The organism is Candidatus Methylomirabilis limnetica, assembly GCF_003044035.1.
GTDB lineage: Bacteria > Methylomirabilota > Methylomirabilia > Methylomirabilales > Methylomirabilaceae > Methylomirabilis > Methylomirabilis limnetica.
In genome coordinates, this window is sequence record NZ_NVQC01000020.1 from 56,093 (window position 1) to 71,220 (window position 15,128).

A 15,128-nucleotide genomic window follows, 5' to 3' on the forward strand; every position below is an offset into this window, starting at 1 on the left:
CCGGTATGCCGGGATGTATTCTGTCTACACCCTCCTGCTGACCCTCGTTTTACTTGTCTGGTCACCCTCTATCATTTTGAGGGCCCTTCGAAGCCCCTACTACCGGGAGGGATGGCGTGAGCGTCTGGGTTGTTACCCTAAACCACTGCTCTCACGGCTTCAAGCCGTTCAGCCTGTCTGGATACATGCCGTCTCGGTGGGGGAGGTCGGCGCTGCCTCCGTCCTGGCTAATCTCTGGACCGCTCGTCGGCCAACGCTACCGCTCCTGGTCTCAACAGTAACCGGAACCGGACGAGAGGTTGCCAGACGAACGTTTCCGCAGGCAGCGGCAGTGGTGTACTTCCCGATCGATCTCCCAATGATCGTTCATCGGGCCATTGCTACCGTGAGACCCCGCCTCATCCTCCTCACAGAGACAGAAATCTGGCCAAATTTTCTCTACGAATGTGCTGCCTCAAGGATTCCGGTAGCCATCATCAATGGTCGGATATCAGAGCGCTCTTTTTCACGCTACTGCCTCGTCCGACCCTTCATCCGCCGGGTCCTTCAACGCGTTGATCTCTTTTGCATGCAAACCGGCACAGACGCGAAGCGGATTCTTGCGTTGGGTGCCAGTCCTGAGCGGGTGCATGTGGTGGGCAATCTCAAGGTCGATGCAGCCCCCCACGCTGACGCCTCATCGCTTGCCGAACAGTGGCGTCGGGAACTTCACATCGAAGCCGAGATACCGATCCTGGTGGCAGGAAGTACTCATGCAGGTGAGGAGGAGGTATTGCTGCAGGTCTTTGGTCGCCTGCGCGGTGAGTTCCCGGACCTTCTGTTGATTCTGGCGCCACGCCATCCCGAGCGCGTCACCCAGGTAGAGACGATGGTTGCAGACTATGGCCTGACTGCAGTGAGACGGAGCGCCTTAGCTCAAGGAAGAGGCGACGCAAAGGAAGTGATCCTCGTGGACACCGTTGGTGAGCTGTCGACACTATATGCGGTGGGGAGTATCAGCTTTGTTGGAGGGAGCCTCATACCCAGAGGTGGCCACAACCTGCTTGAGCCGGCCCTGTACGGTCGTCCGATTCTGTTCGGTCCCCATATGGAAAACTTCGCTGAAGCGAGCGCATACCTAATCGAATGGGGGGCGGCTATCCAGGTAAGCGATGCGGCGGACCTTACCAGGCAGCTCGCCATACTCCTGCGTGATCCCGCCGCCAGGGAGAGTATGGGGCAAGCTGCAATGGCAGCTTTGGCGGCCCATCACGGCGCGTGTGAGCGGACGGTAGCCCTTCTGGAGAAGTTCGTTTTGTGAAAGGCATAGAGGCGCTCTCGGCCTGGACGCAACACTGCATGGCGGAGGCTTCGGAGCAATGGACCGCTCAAGCCTGGCTGACGTGCTTGCGTCCGGTCTCGTATGCGTATGGGGCAGCAATCTCGCTTCGGGCTGCGCTCTTTGCGTCTGGTCTCGCCAGGACTCGCCGACTTCCAGTCCCGGTGCTGAGCGTTGGAAACGTAAGTGCTGGCGGAAGCGGGAAGACCCCGTTCGTTGAGATGTTGGCCGCTCGGCTGCGCGAGCAAGGCCAGCGGGTGGTCATCATTTCACGGGGGTATCGAGGTGGTTTGAAGAAGCCAACAATTATCAGCGACGGCAGAGATCTACGATGTGAACCGCCGGTCGCCGCTGACGAGGCCTATATGCTGGCCAGGCACCTGCCGGGTGTCGCTGTCTTGACGGGAGCCGACCGATACCGAGTTGGTGAGGTTGCCCTTGAGCAGGTGGATTGCGGTGTCATTATTCTGGATGATGGGTTTCAACATCTCAGGCTCTACCGCGATCTGGATATCGTCCTGGTTGACGCGGGCAACCCTCTTGGCTACGGTCGGCTGTTGCCCTCGGGGTTGTTGCGGGAGCCTCCGGAGGCGCTCGGACGGGCCGACATCGTGGTCGTCACCCACGCTGACGCCGGACGGGACCTGGACCCCGCCATGCAGGCGATCCGACGGTATGCGCCGACCACCCCAATCGCCCTGGCTGTTCATCGGCCTATTGGCCTCATCGATGTCAACGGCGGAGAACGCCTGGGCCTTGAACGTCTCACTGGTCAGCGGTTGTTGGCAGCCTCTGGCATCGCCAATCCGAGCCGGTTTGAGGCCACCCTTGTTCAGCTTGGCGCCTTCGTTGTGGCTCGTCGTGTCTTCCCCGATCACCACCGCTATTCTACCGCCGACCTGGAGATCATCAACGAAGCGGCCAGGAAGAGCGGCGCCTCCATGGTAGTCACCACAGAAAAGGATATGGTAAAATTGACGTGCTTGGACCTTGCAAAGGTGGAGGCACCGTTCTACGCCCTGTCGATCTCACTCGAATTGGTGGAAGGGGTGGAGGTGTTAGACGCCATGGTGAGCCGCATGGTGAAACTGAGCGCCTCATGAAGCCCAAGACCATGGGCGGTATTGCCGCCTATCTCGAATACCTCCTCGCGATGGGACTCGCGAAGGGATTGTTGTACCTGCCATCTTCAGTGGCCTACTCTGTAGGTGAGGGATTGGCTGGGCTGCTCTACCGCTTTGATCACAAGCATCGCCTTGTTGCTCATGAGAACCTGCATCGGGCCTTTCATGGTGAGCTTTCCTCTATGGAGATTGATGAACTTACGCGCTTATGCTTTATCAATCTCGGCCGAACCGTTGTCGAGACCTGTCGGAGTCTCAAGATCGATCGAGAGAACTTCCGGCAAGTTATCGGGGTCGAAGGGTATGAGCACATCCAGCAGGCCAAGCGCAGAGGGAAAGGAATCATCTACGTCACCGCGCACTTGGGTTCGTGGGAACTGCTGCCGCTTGCGGTAGGCCTTATGGGTGAGCCGTTGTCTGCTGTGACGCGCCCCCTGGATAATCCATACCTCGATAGGGCAATCAACCGGTTGCGGACCGCCTGGGGAACGAGGGTATTAGCCAAGAAACAGGTGATGCCGGTGCTGGTGCGGGCGCTGCTTCGTGGGGAGAGCGTCGCGATCCTCATGGATCAAAACACCACCTGGAAAGAGGGGGTCTTTGTCGATTTCTTTGGTATGCAGGCCTGCACGACCCTTGCGCCAGCTCTCCTGGCCCTCAGAACCGACGCATCGGTTCTTCCTGCCGCCATCATACGGTGCGGGCGGGACCGGCACACTGTTCTTGTGGAGAAAGAGATCCCCTTGATCAGGACCGGGCGCCTGAAGGCAGACGTCATTGCCAACACCGCCTCTTTCACCAAGGCCATCGAAGCGTTCGTTCGGAGGGAGCCGGCCCAGTGGCTCTGGCTCCATCGCAGATGGAAAACACAACCGCGTGCCACGTGCCAGGTTCCGAACCTGGAATCCGGAACCCGATACGTGGAATCTGGAACTGCGAGGCAGAACCCGACACAATGAGTGTGGCGACGCTTCGCATCAGGCGTACCTTCGAACCAGACCAGATTCGATCTATCCTGGTCGTAAGCCCTAATTGGTTGGGCGACGCGGTCCTCGCTCTGCCTGCGCTCGCCAACCTCCGCCGCTCCTTTCCTGAAGCAAGAATCTCACTTCTCGTGCGCCCGTGGCTTAGCCAGTTGTTTCGATCCTTACCGTTCATCGACGAGCTCGTTGAGTTGCCAAGCAGAGGTGAGCTGATGTGGGCGGCGACAGCACTACGGCAACGAGACTTTGAATTGGCCCTGCTCTTACCGAACAGCTTCCGAACAGCTCTGATCGTCCGGCTGGCAGGAATTCCGCACCGGGTCGGGTATGTGGCCGATGGACGGGGCCCTCTTTTGACGGTTGGGGTGTGCCCCTCACCTTCGAGTTTCGAGTTTCGAGTTTCGAGTTACGCGTCACGAGATTCTTTGAACCCGAAACCCGAAATCCGAAACCCGAAACTTCATCATCAGGCAGACTCCTACCTTGGCCTGCTCCGATCGCTTAAGTGGGATGCGTGGTCGCGTCCGACAGCTTCTCTGCTTCCGCCGGGAAGCGACGCGGAAGCAGAGAAGCTGCTCACCGACTTGGGTCTCCCCTCTCACACCATGTTAATTGGCATGACCCCCGGTGCTGCCTATGGGACGGCAAAGCGTTGGCCGACTGACCGGTTTGCCGCAGCAGCCGATCTTTTGATTGATCGCCTTGGAGCCACCGTCCTGTTATTCGGTTCACCGAGGGAAGCCTCGTTAACAAGCGCCATCCGCGAGCGGATGCGCGGAGCTGCTATCGACTTCGGTGGCCGGACGACTCTTCCCGAATTGTCCGGCCTGCTCAGTCGATGCGCGCTGCTCCTCACGAACGATACGGGGACGATGCATCTCGCCTCCGCGTTAGGGGTGCCGTGCGTCGCCCTGTTCGGCCCGACGGATCCTCTCCGAACAGGGCCTCTCGGCTCTGGACATCGGGTTCTTCACGATCCGCCGGCCTGCAGTCCGTGTCGCTACCGCGACTGCCCGATCGACCATCGATGCATGCAGGCGCTGGACGTGGAGAGGGTTGTGGCTGCCGTGGAGGCCCTTCTCACACGATCAACCTCCACTACCGAGGAGAACGTCCGGATGCGGCCCGCGGTCTTTCTGGACCGGGACGGTACCATCAACGAGGAGATCGGGCCGATTCAACACCCAGACTTGATGAGACCGATTCCCGGGGCGGCAGAAGCGTTGAAACGCCTTGGCGAGGAAGGGTATCTGCGGATCGTGGTCACCAATCAGGCGCGAGTGGCCCGAGGGGACGCAACGGAAGAGCTGGTTGAAGCGACCCATCGGCGACTCCTGCAGTTGCTCCGCGAGGCGGGAGGCGAGATGGATGCCTTCTACTACTGCCCTCATCATCCTCGGGAAGGGCTCTTCCCGTACAGACGGGCCTGCCTGTGTCGTAAGCCTGCCCCCGGGTTGATTCAGCAGGCGGCCTTTGAGCAGCAGGTAGACATGGAGCGATCGTACGTCGTTGGGGATAAGGTGAGCGATATGCTGCTGGCAGATCGGCTAGGCCTCCCCTCGGTGCTGGTACTGACCGGCTATGGGCGCGAGTCGTTGGATCGCCTTCATGCGGCGGGAGGTCCAATGCCCGCTCATACGGCTAGAGATCTGCTGGGCGCCACCGAGTGGATTGTGCAACGGAGCGGCCGAGGATGAGAGCCGTGTCTTCAATCGGCGCTGTGCCGATGGAGCAGGTCCAGCGCATCCTCATCATTAAGCCGAGCTCCATCGGCGATGTGGTGAACGCGCTCCCGTTCCTTAGCTCGCTCAGACAGCGGTACCCTGATCGGCACATCGCATGGCTGGTGGAGGAGGAGGCGGCAGAGCTGCTGCTGGGTCATCCCTTGCTGGATCGGGTCATCGTTTCAGGCCGCAGGCGATGGGGACGGGAGGTACGGACCCCCTTCCGCGGGGCGAAGGTGCTGCGAGAGATGACCGCGCTTATCGCTGATCTTCGTCAGGGTCGGTACGACCTTGTTGTCGATTTACAGGGACTGCTGAAGAGCGCCCTCACGGTGGTCTGTACCGGCGCGCGATATCGGGTCGGTCTCGCGGGGGGGCGCGAGGGGAGCGATCGCGCGTTAACTCACGTGGTGCCGCTTCCACCAGGACCGCTACATGCCGTGGACCGGTACCTGGAAGCCGCCAGGTTTTTGGGAGCAGACCCACTATCGAAAGCGTTCGTGTTCCCTTCCCGACCCGAGGACGGGGCGAGGGCTGAGGCGCTCCTGGCTGAGGCCGCCGTGACGCCGAATAATCCGGTGATCGCCCTGAATCCTCAGGCGCGTTGGCGGACGAAACTCTGGGAAGAGGAGCGATTTGCGCGTGTGGGGGAAGTGCTGGCACAGCGGCATGGGGCCAGGATCCTTGTGATCGGCTCCTCATCGGACCTTCCACTGGCCAGGCGTCTGGTAAGCCACATGAACCCAGCCCCGTTCGTGGCGGCGGGTCGGACAGACCTAAAGGTCCTGATCGCCCTCCTCCGGCGAATCAACCTCCTGGTGACGGTGGATTCCGGTCCCATGCACTTGGCAGCGGCGCTCGGAACCCCACTTGTCGCGCTCTTTGGCCCAACCGATCCACGTCTCATCGGTCCCTACGGAGGCGACCCGCCTACCGGCCAGGCAGGTGGGGTTGTGCTCCGTGTCCCCCTTCCTTGCAGCCCTTGCTCAAAGCGGCGGTGTCAGATTGAAGCGGATCGTTTATGTATGCGCTCGATCTCTGTTGAGGAGGTGACGGAAGCCGCCTCCGCTCTCCTGGCCACAAGTTCGGCATGTCGAACAGGCCGCGATCTCTCGTAACCGAAGCTGCAGGGTTAGTCGAGTCCTCCAGAAAAAGCGATAATTTATTTATCAGGCTTCTCGGTTCCTACTCCAACAGCCTTCAGTCTTCTGCCTATTTACCTGACTGAAAGGTAACCATTCAGTTACGGGTGGAAAATCTCCCCTAACCCCTCTTTTCCAAAGAGGGGGACTAACCGTTTCCCCCTTTGAAAAAGGGGGATTAAGGGGGATTTTATAAAAAAATACCACATTATTTTTAATGATTTCCCCCCTCTCACTGAATGGTTACACTGAAAGGGCGAATTCCCTTGACAGGAAGGGATCAGTTTGCTTACTGTTAACGGGCTCTTGCGCGACACAGCGGAAAGGAAAGCTGCTGGCAATGAAGGCGTATCTGATCGACACTGGACACGATGGTGAAGCGAGCTCTACCGATCACTTATAGGCAATCAGCTCTTCCAGGAGATAGTGGCCGGCTCCCATGGGGCTTGGCTCTCGCCGGTATTGTCTGTCTGGTTATTGGGGCATCCTGGACGGTGAGGGCGGCGGAGGCTGCGTCTTCGGCATATGTGACGAATGCTGGCTCGGCCAGTGTCTCTGTCATTAACACCGCTACAAAAACTGTTCTAACCAATATCTCAGTCGGACTAACGCCTGAGCACATCGCTATCACCCCAAACGGCGCCTTCGCCTATGTCACCAACTCAGGCTCCAACACCGTCTCAGTCATCGCTACGGCCAGCAACACCGTGGTCGGCATCCCGATCCCGGTAGGATCCAATCCCGTCGGTATCGCTATCACCCCGAACGGCGCCTTCGCCTACGTGACGAACTTCGGTTCCATCCCCGGTAGCGTCTCAGTCATCGCTATGGCCAGCAATACGGTCGTTGGCACCGTCACGGTCGGCACCAATCCCACTGGCATCGCTATCACCCCGAACGGCGCCTTCGCCTATGTCGCCAACTCAGGCTCCAACACCGTCTCAGTCATCGCTACGGCCAGCAATACGGTCGTTGGCACCGTCACGGTCGGGACCAATCCCACTGGCATCGCTATCACCCCGAACGGCGCCTTCGCCTATGTCGCCAACTCAGGCTCCCACACCGTCTCAGTCATCGCTACGGCCAGCAACACCGTGGTCGGCATCCCGATCCCGGTCGGCTCCAATCCCGTCGGTATCGCCATCACCCCGAACGGCGCCCACGCCTACGTATCCAACTTTGTAGCCAACACCGTCTCAGTCATCGACACAGCCACCAACACCGTGGTCGGCATCCCGATCCCGGTAGGGGAGAGGCCTGACTTCCTGGCTGTGAGTCCGGACGGGGGATCGGTGTACGTGCCCAATCAATCCTCGAATACCGTCTCGGTCATCGCTACGGCTACAAACAGTGTGATTGGCAGCCCGATTACGGTCGGCACGGCCCCCACTGGGGTCGCCTTCACCTCTGTAGATATCCCAATTATCCCAACCCTCTCGGATGGCGCCCTGTTGCTTCTAGTAGGCGCCATGGCCGCTACACTCACTCTGCGGATCGCTCGCAGGTCCATTGTGAGTCGATAACTATCCTCCGCCGAGGGATCTGTTCGCAAGGCACGAATCAAGCTATTTACGATCTTCTCGGTTCCTACCCCTAAAAGCCTTCAGTCTTCAGCCTATCTACCTGTTACCGATTACGGCTCCACCCAGATCCGGCCTTCCGGATCCTCGATGATTTCGCCAATGAGGGCAAAGGCCGGCGTTTGACGCTCCCGTAAGCGCTCAATCAGGGCCGAAGTTCTGTCTTTCGGTACCGCGATCAGGAGGCCACCGGAGGTCTGGGCATCGCATAAGATAAGCTGGGCCTCTTGCCGAATCTCTGGATCCCAGACAATGGCTCCTTGCAGCGATTCATGGTTCCGTCGCGTGCCGCCAGGGCAGATTCCCTCTTGGACCAGTTCCCACGTCCCGGAAAGAACGGGAACCTTTGAGAGCGACACCCGCGCTCCCACCTTGCTACCTGCTGTCATTTCGTGCAGGTGACCCAGCAGCCCGAAGCCTGTGACGTCAGTACAGGCGTGTGCTCCTACCGACACCATGGCCTCCGAGGCGTCTTTATTCAGCGCGGCCATCATCGCTATGGCAGCATCAATCGTTGGTTGCGAGACCTTGTCGCGTTTGATTCCTGTGGTAATGATCCCGATACCGAGAGGTTTGGTCAGCACCAGATCATCCCCAATGAGGGCGGTCGAATTCTTAAAGATCTTTGCAGGATCGATCAGCCCGGTGACGACGAGGCCATACTTTGGCTCCGGGTCATCGGTGCTGTGCCCTCCGATAATTGAGGCGCCAGCCTCGCAAACCTTATCGGCTCCGCCACGAAGGATCTCCCCCAGGACGCTCAGCGGCAGCGTTCCCACCGGAAAACCGACGATGTTGAGAGCGAATAGTGGAGTAGCGCCCATGGCATAGATGTCGCTCAGAGAGTTGGCGGCAGCGATCAGACCGCAGCTATAGGGGTCGTCCACTACGGGTGTGATGTAGTCTACGGTCTGGACGATCGCCTGTCCACTGTCCAGTCGGTAGACAGCGGCATCATCGGAGGTATCCGTCCCCACAAGGATGTTAGGGTCGTTAAATCGTGGAAGTTGGCCCAGCACCTGGGCCAGATCAGCAGGGCTGATCTTACACGCTCAGCCAGCCCCATGCGACAAGGACGTTAGCCGAATCCGTTGATCACTCATCATTGATCTCCTTAAGGTGCTACTGGAAGGTTTCCGGCCCGCAGGACGGATGGTCCTTTTTGCCTCTCGATCTTCTCGCATGCTGAACTCGCGCGCTCCGCATGAGACGCTGGACCGCTGCGGCGCCAAGAAGTCCGATCAGGACTCCCCAGAACGCTCCGCCCAGCACATCGAACGGATAATGCGAGCCAACATAGATCCTGGAATATCCAACCAGAGCTGCTAAAGGGAAACAGAGCAACCCTGATCGTGAGTAATTATAGGAGAGAAACGTAGCCAAGGCAAACATGTTGCTGGCATGGTTTGAAGGAAAGGAGAACGAAACGAGATGCGTGGCATCCCTGAGAGGATGAAATGGCCTGGTCCGTTGGAACAGATCCTTGAGGATGTGGCTGGTTCCATCGGTGAGTAGAATGACAGCGATGGCGGAAACGACTATGATGCGATCTCGTTTTGGACGGAAGATCAATACGTAAATAAGCAGAACGGCCACCGGGATGGCGAAGTTCCATTTATTGCTGACGAACGGCATCAGGAGATCGAAGATCTGGTTCCGCAGGCTTCCGTTAATCAGGCGGAATCCGGCTTCATCCCACTCGCGCAGTCTCTCTAGCCACGGCATAACAGGCATGGTTGGTTCCGCAGTTTACGGGTCCATCCGGTGCTGAGAGTGACCGACCAGAAACGCGATCCCTCCCAACCCGCTACAGAGGGCTGTGACAGCGAAAAATAATAAGGATAGGCTAATTGCGCCAGCCGAATCCAGACCGACCTTGGAGAAGAAGTAGACGGAGCTTCCCTCGCGGAGACCTATGCCAGCGATGGAAACTGGCAGCATCGAGATGACGTTGATCAACGGGACGAACAGGAAGAAATAGCGAACATCGACGGACAGATTCAGAGCGCGTGAGGTCAGGTAGAAGATCATGATTACCAGCGACTGGAGAATCAGTGAGAGACCAACTGCCTGTAACAGGGCCTGCCGGTGAGTCCAGTATCGCCGGATCGATTCGTGCAGCTGCTCCAGCCTCTCGTGGAACCGGCCTAGCCCCACCCCATTCAGCACCCTAAAGAACAGCGTCTGGAGTCGAACGCTCAGCAAGCCTGCGACGATCCCGATGACCCCCGTGGCCGCCATGACCACCAACCATACGACGACGGGGTCGTTCAAATAGGTGTAGGCTGGGATCATGGCGATGCAGGCGATGATAGCAAGGGCGACAAAGCCGGAGAGCCGCTCGACGAGAATAGAGGCCAGTGAGGCTTTGTCTCGCCGGGTCATCTGGAAGACCCGATAGCCGCGGATCACATCGCCGCCGATAGAGGTGGGGAGCATCAGATTGAAGAACATTCCCTCGAAGTACAGTAGAGTCAGCCGCCAGAATGGAATGTTGATTTTTTCTGCCAGCAACAGGCATCTCCAGCGAACAACACTGAGCATCTGGGCAAGGATGTAGAGAAAGATGGAGGCGAAAAAGATGGGAAAGCGCAGGGAACGGAAGAGCGTCCCAATGGCGTGTAGATCGGTTCTGGCCAAGAGGAAAGACAGCAGCGCCAGGCTACCGGCGAGTTTTAGCCAAAACTGCCAGGACTTGGCTGCGGATCTATTGATCGGATTCAGCATCTATTCCTCCGGCCTGCTGACCGTAAATCGTTCGCTTAACCATGTAGATCGGTTTGCCCTGCGTTTCGTGATAGACCCGTGCCACCATTTCGCCGAGTAGGCCCATGCCCACCAGTTGCACCCCCAGAATCAGGAGGAGGATCGCAAGCAGCAAGAGCGGCCGCCCACCGATCGAGTGGCCCATGAGCAGTTTGAGGCTGGTCAGGTACAGGAGTAACCCTCCGCCGGTGACTCCGACGGTGAGCCCTAGTCCGCCGAAGATGTGAATTGGGGACGTGCTGAATCGGAGGAGGAATTTTACAGCGATGAGATCCAGGAGAACCCGTACCGTTCGTGCTATGGAGTACTTGGAGCGTCCGAACTGTCTGGGGCGGTGGTTCGTCTTGATCTCGGCGATGGCGATCCCCATCCAACTGGCAATGGCGGGGATGAACCGATGCAACTCTCCGTACAGCCGGAGATTCTCCACTACCGCCCGTCGATACGCCTTCAGGGTACACCCATAGTCGTGAAGCTTTACGCCGGTTGTCACGGAGATGAGCCAGTTCGCAAGCATAGAAGGCAGCCGCCTGGAGAGGAAGGGGTCCTTACGATTGGCCCTCCAGCCGCTTACTACGTCGTAGTCCTGGATCGACTCCAGCAGCCTGGGGATATCGGCTGGATCGTTCTGAAGGTCCCCATCGAGGGTCACGATCACGTCGCCCTTGGCGTGGTCAAAGCCAGCGGATAAGGCAGCAGTCTGCCCGAAGTTTCGTCGGAACACCACCACACTCCACCTCGGGTCGTCCTTCACGATCGCTTCAAGGGCCGCCAGTGTCCGATCAGTGCTGCCATCGTCCACGGCGATCACCTCGTAGGGCCGTCCAATACCGACCATGGCCGCGATGATCTGGTCGTGGAGGGGCCGGATGTTTTCTTCTTCGTTACAAAAGGGGATGATGATGGACAACCACGGCGCCTGCTGAGGATCGTTGTTCAAAGCGCATCGGGGTGAGTCGTCACTCATCTAGTACCCGAGCTGCTGCGCCGGAGGGAATCCACGGAAACCGTAGCAGCGAAAGATTGACCACGAGTCAAGGGCGTGCAACTGGCCGACCTTCGAGAGGTGAGCTGTCCGTTCTAGTTTCACCATGTCGAAGGAGCGGAGAACGGCATCTGGGGGGTCAGACCGATCCGTAACAAAGATGGCGTCCCAACCTCGAACTTCCTCGGTTCCTCCCCATACGTCAAACTGGTTCATTCGCCGCCCGAGTTGGATATTAAAGGTGGTCGGATGAGCCGGTACATAGAACATCGCCTCACTGGCAATCTGATACCGATCGCTGAAGACGAATGTCGATCTATTTCGACTCATCTCTTGATGGACGGTACTAACTTGTGTGCCGAGATCTGCCCATCCTCGGAGGCGCCGGGTCAGATCGAGCTTGTGAGGAAGCGGCAGACCGATCGAGGCAAGTGCGTGCGGAAAGTGACCAATGGCGCTGACGAGGAACCCGGTCAGTAAGGCGACCGCGAAAAGGGCACGACTGCGCGTCCATCGCAAGGCAGAGTAACCTTGGATGGGTGCGCCTGATCGCCACTTAGCGGCAGCTATGGCCATAGCGATAAAGGCCGGCGCGGCCCAGTTCGCCTGTACCTTTGTCCACAGGCTGGTGATGACGCAAGCGAGCAGCAGGGGCACGGAGGCACAGAAGAGAAACAGCGAGGCGTCGTCACCGCGTCGGGTAAGTCCGGTCCTTCCAACCCCCCAGAGCCCGATCATGAGTACAACGAACAGTACGGGGGTCACCACACCTACCTGGGATGCCACAAATTCCCCCAGACTCTTCAGCGGCAGAACCGTATCTTTTCCCCCCCCAAGCTGCTCCAGGAGGTGGCGAAACGAGACCAAGCCGTGCGTCGCATTCCAATATATGACAGGGCTAAAGAGGAGGAGCCCCACCCCAAGAGCGAGGTAGGGACCTGATCGCCGCATCCAGAACCGATGGTCTCTGGACAATGCAAGATAGAGGAAAATCTGCGGCACCATGACTGCCATCGTATATTTACTGAGCAAACCAAGTCCGAGGCTGATTCCCGCGAGGAGCCACCAGCCGTTGCCGTTCGCCGTGAGAGCGCGGTGGATCAGCAGCAGCGTGAGAGACCAGAAGAATACCAGCGGCGCATCGATCGTCATCAGGATTGAGCCCGCCTCGTAAAGCGGTATGGCGGCAAGGAGCAGTACTGCTTCCAGACCGGCAATAGTGGAGCGGCAGAGCCGAACTGCCAATAGGAACGTGAGTAAGGCGGTTCCAGTTGAAAGTATGACTGCAGGGAGCCGGATAAAGAATTCGGTGTCGCCCCCTAACCGGGTGGATAGGGCGATGATGTAGGCCACCATCGGCCCCTTGCTATAGTAGCTCCAGTCCAGTCGCTTCGACCAGACCCAATAGTGCGCTTCGTCCGGCGCCAGATTGAAGTGGCCTGAGTTGATGAACCAGAGGTGAAAGGTGGTGACGAGGCCAAGGAAGAAGAGGAACAGCAGCGACGCCTGCCGGCCACTAGCCGGGTACGCCAAATTCATGAACGATTCCCTGGAGTAAGGGCTCTGTGGTAGGGGGAGTTCAGGAACGGCGCTCTTGGAGCGTGCGATCTTTTTCCTCCACTTCAGAGGCCAGAGCCTCCTTAAATGATTGCAGCGTATGTTGGAGGGCCTCATCTGACAGCGCCAGAATTCGCGCGGCCAGGATGCCGGCGTTCCTTGCCCCTGCCTCGCCGATAGCCATGGTGGCAACCGGAATCCCCCCGGGCATCTGGACAATAGAGAGAAGCGCGTCCAGGCCCTTAAGCGAACTCGATGCCAGTGGAACCCCGATGACCGGGAGTATGGTCTGGCCTGCAATGACGCCCGCGAGGTGAGCCGCGGCGCCGGCGCCGGCGATGATCACCTTAATCCCTCGCGCCTCGGCTTGACGGATATAGCGAAGTGTAGCGTCAAGAGAACGATGGGCAGAGCTGATTTTGAGCTCGAACGGGATCCCGAACCGCTCCAGCGCCTTGGCGGTGTGTTCCATGACTGCCAGATCGGAGTCGCTGCCCATGACGATCCCGACTACGGGCTGCGTTGCCATACTGTTATGAGTGGTCAACTGTCGCTCCTTCCACGTATTTTTCTTCCATCCCGACTACGGGCTGCGTTGCCATACCGCTATGAGGCCTTGGCGAGGGCGCGAACGCCGATGTCCGTCCGGTAGTGTGCGCCTTCCCAATGGATCTTTTTTACCGCTCTGTAGGTGGTGGCGATCGCCCCTTGAATGTCTTGACCGAGGCCGGTGACACCCAGGACCCGCCCCCCTCCGGTGAGGATCTGACCTTCCATGCAGCTTGTCCCGGCGTGGAAGATCATGACACCAGGCTCTGCTGCCGCTTCCTCAAGCCCGGCGATCAGAGCGCCCTGGTCGTACGGGCCGGGATAACCTCTTGAGGCCATGACTACGCAGACGCTCGCGTCCGGCATCCAGTCGATTGTCTGGTCCCGTAGTCGACCGTCTACGACTGCCTCTAGCAGCGGGACCAGGTCAGACTTCATTCGCAGGAGCAGCGGCTGCGTTTCGGGGTCGCCGAACCTGGCGTTGAACTCGAGCACCTTGATCTCGCCCGCCCTGATCATCAGGCCGGCATAGAGAACGCCTTTGTATGGTCGTCCTTCGGCCGCCATGCCTCTGATGGTCGGGATCATGATGCGCTCCATGATCTGCTGCTGGATCGGCTCGGTGATGGCCCGCGTTGGAGAGTAGGCGCCCATGCCGCCGGTATTGGGGCCCTGGTCGTCATTGAACACGCGTTTATGATCCTGGGATGATGCCAGCGGCAAGACGGCGTCTCCGTCAGTCAACGCATGGAAGGAGACCTCCTCTCCCTCCAGGTACTCCTCAATGAGGATCCGCTCGCCGGCGTCGCCGAAGAGACGATCTTCCATAATCTTCTTGACCGCATCCAGCGCCTCTGGCAAATCGAAACAGACGATGACTCCTTTTCCCGCCGCCAGGCCATCGGCCTTCACGACGAGGGGGACACCGATCTCCTGGATGTATCGCTTGGCCTCCTCTGCCCGGTCGAACGACTGGAAGAAGCCGGTGGGGATATGGTACTTCTTCATGAAGCTCTTGGCGAAGACCTTACTCCCCTCAATGAGGGCAGCATCCTTCCTGGGTCCGAAGATGCGGAGTCCGCGGCGCTCGAATTCATCTACGATCCCAAGCGTAAGCGGACCTTCTGGTCCCACGACGGTCAGGTCAATCCGTTTCTGTTCGGCGAAATCTGCCAGCAGGCGGAAGTCGGAGGCGCTGATCTCCACGCACTCGGCGATCTCACTTATCCCGGCGCTTCCTGGTGCGACCCAGACCTTCGCCACCTTCGGACTCTGAGCGATCTTCCACGCGAGGGCGTGTTCTCTTCCGCCTGAACCGATTACGAGAACCTGCATGCACCCTCCAAGGGTATAGGGTCTAGGGTAGAGGCAAGGGCTTGGCTTTTCCCCCACACCCTATC

13 protein-coding genes are annotated in these 15,128 nt (G+C 58.8%); 6 read left to right on the forward strand and 7 right to left on the reverse strand.

The genetic code is table 11. The annotated features are described in order from the left end of the window. The first annotated feature begins 13 nt into the window (after positions 1-13). The 6 genes from CLG94_RS06825 to CLG94_RS06850 all read left to right on the forward strand — a co-directional run bounded on the left by CLG94_RS06825 (position 14) and on the right by CLG94_RS06850 (position 7,814). Positions 14-1,300 carry a 3-deoxy-D-manno-octulosonic acid transferase gene (locus CLG94_RS06825; protein WP_107562118.1) on the forward strand — a complete coding sequence of 429 codons (1,287 nt, stop codon included), beginning with the start codon at positions 14-16 and terminating at the stop codon, positions 1,298-1,300. Next, positions 1,297-2,421 carry a tetraacyldisaccharide 4'-kinase gene (gene lpxK, locus CLG94_RS06830; protein ID WP_107562119.1) on the forward strand — a complete coding sequence of 375 codons (1,125 nt, stop codon included), beginning with the start codon at positions 1,297-1,299 and terminating at the stop codon, positions 2,419-2,421. The genes CLG94_RS06825 and lpxK overlap by 4 nt, the downstream gene beginning before the upstream one ends. Next, positions 2,418-3,401, forward strand: coding sequence for a lysophospholipid acyltransferase family protein (locus tag CLG94_RS06835; protein ID WP_107562120.1), 984 nt, complete (start codon positions 2,418-2,420; stop codon positions 3,399-3,401). The genes lpxK and CLG94_RS06835 overlap by 4 nt, the downstream gene beginning before the upstream one ends. Continuing rightward, the gene (gene waaF, locus CLG94_RS06840) at positions 3,398-5,122 is read left to right on the forward strand and encodes a lipopolysaccharide heptosyltransferase II (RefSeq protein WP_161954068.1); all 1,725 of its coding nucleotides are present in this window, start codon (positions 3,398-3,400) and stop codon (positions 5,120-5,122) included. The genes CLG94_RS06835 and waaF overlap by 4 nt, the downstream gene beginning before the upstream one ends. Positions 5,123-5,127: 5 nt before the next feature. Beyond that, entirely contained in the window at positions 5,128-6,267 is a 1,140-nt protein-coding gene (locus CLG94_RS06845; RefSeq protein ID WP_161954069.1) for a glycosyltransferase family 9 protein, read from the forward strand. Positions 6,268-6,737: 470 nt separating this feature from the next. Further along, positions 6,738-7,814: an IPTL-CTERM sorting domain-containing protein gene (locus CLG94_RS06850; RefSeq protein ID WP_239993154.1), complete on the forward strand. Its 1,077-nt coding sequence runs from the start codon at positions 6,738-6,740 to the stop codon at positions 7,812-7,814. Between the two features lie 110 nt (positions 7,815-7,924). Here CLG94_RS06850 and selD read toward each other — a convergent pair whose 3' ends face one another. The 7 genes from selD to purD all read right to left on the reverse strand — a co-directional run bounded on the left by selD (position 7,925) and on the right by purD (position 15,063). Beyond that, positions 7,925-8,974 (reverse strand): selenide, water dikinase SelD, encoded by a 1,050-nt coding sequence (gene selD, locus CLG94_RS06855; protein ID WP_107562124.1) that lies wholly within the window; start codon positions 8,972-8,974, stop codon positions 7,925-7,927. Positions 8,975-8,993: 19 nt separating this feature from the next. Further along, on the reverse strand, positions 8,994-9,605 hold the full coding sequence (locus CLG94_RS06860; protein WP_107562125.1) for a phosphatase PAP2 family protein: 612 nt from the start codon (positions 9,603-9,605) through the stop codon (positions 8,994-8,996). A gap of 15 nt (positions 9,606-9,620) precedes the next feature. Beyond that, positions 9,621-10,598 carry a lysylphosphatidylglycerol synthase transmembrane domain-containing protein gene (locus tag CLG94_RS06865; RefSeq protein WP_107562126.1) on the reverse strand — a complete coding sequence of 326 codons (978 nt, stop codon included), beginning with the start codon at positions 10,596-10,598 and terminating at the stop codon, positions 9,621-9,623. Further along, positions 10,579-11,604: a glycosyltransferase family 2 protein gene (locus CLG94_RS06870; protein ID WP_107562127.1), complete on the reverse strand. Its 1,026-nt coding sequence runs from the start codon at positions 11,602-11,604 to the stop codon at positions 10,579-10,581. Before CLG94_RS06870 ends, CLG94_RS06865 begins: the two co-directional genes overlap by 20 nt. After that, complete coding sequence (locus tag CLG94_RS06875; RefSeq protein WP_161954070.1) at positions 11,605-13,161, reverse strand: glycosyltransferase family 39 protein; 1,557 nt, start codon at positions 13,159-13,161, stop codon at positions 11,605-11,607. Positions 13,162-13,201: 40 nt separating this feature from the next. Beyond that, positions 13,202-13,708, reverse strand: a complete 507-nt coding sequence (gene purE, locus CLG94_RS06880; protein ID WP_107562129.1) for a 5-(carboxyamino)imidazole ribonucleotide mutase — start codon at positions 13,706-13,708, stop codon at positions 13,202-13,204. Between the two features lie 77 nt (positions 13,709-13,785). After that, complete coding sequence (gene purD, locus CLG94_RS06885; RefSeq protein ID WP_107562130.1) at positions 13,786-15,063, reverse strand: phosphoribosylamine--glycine ligase; 1,278 nt, start codon at positions 15,061-15,063, stop codon at positions 13,786-13,788. Positions 15,064-15,128: the final 65 nt, after the last annotated feature.

What these genes read in the sequence shown, in the direction of transcription:
- CLG94_RS06870 (WP_107562127.1), bottom strand. Translation starts at nt 11,604, where the DNA reads ATGAGTGACGACTCACCCCGATGCGCTTTGAACAACGATCCTCAGCAG.
- CLG94_RS06865 (WP_107562126.1), bottom strand. Translation starts at nt 10,598, where the DNA reads ATGCTGAATCCGATCAATAGATCCGCAGCCAAGTCCTGGCAGTTTTGG.
- waaF (WP_161954068.1), top strand. Translation starts at nt 3,398, where the DNA reads ATGAGTGTGGCGACGCTTCGCATCAGGCGTACCTTCGAACCAGACCAG.
- purD (WP_107562130.1), bottom strand. Translation starts at nt 15,063, where the DNA reads ATGCAGGTTCTCGTAATCGGTTCAGGCGGAAGAGAACACGCCCTCGCG.
- CLG94_RS06860 (WP_107562125.1), bottom strand. Translation starts at nt 9,605, where the DNA reads ATGCCTGTTATGCCGTGGCTAGAGAGACTGCGCGAGTGGGATGAAGCC.
- CLG94_RS06835 (WP_107562120.1), top strand. Translation starts at nt 2,418, where the DNA reads ATGAAGCCCAAGACCATGGGCGGTATTGCCGCCTATCTCGAATACCTC.
- purE (WP_107562129.1), bottom strand. Translation starts at nt 13,708, where the DNA reads ATGGCAACGCAGCCCGTAGTCGGGATCGTCATGGGCAGCGACTCCGAT.
- CLG94_RS06875 (WP_161954070.1), bottom strand. Translation starts at nt 13,161, where the DNA reads ATGAATTTGGCGTACCCGGCTAGTGGCCGGCAGGCGTCGCTGCTGTTC.
- CLG94_RS06825 (WP_107562118.1), top strand. Translation starts at nt 14, where the DNA reads ATGTATTCTGTCTACACCCTCCTGCTGACCCTCGTTTTACTTGTCTGG.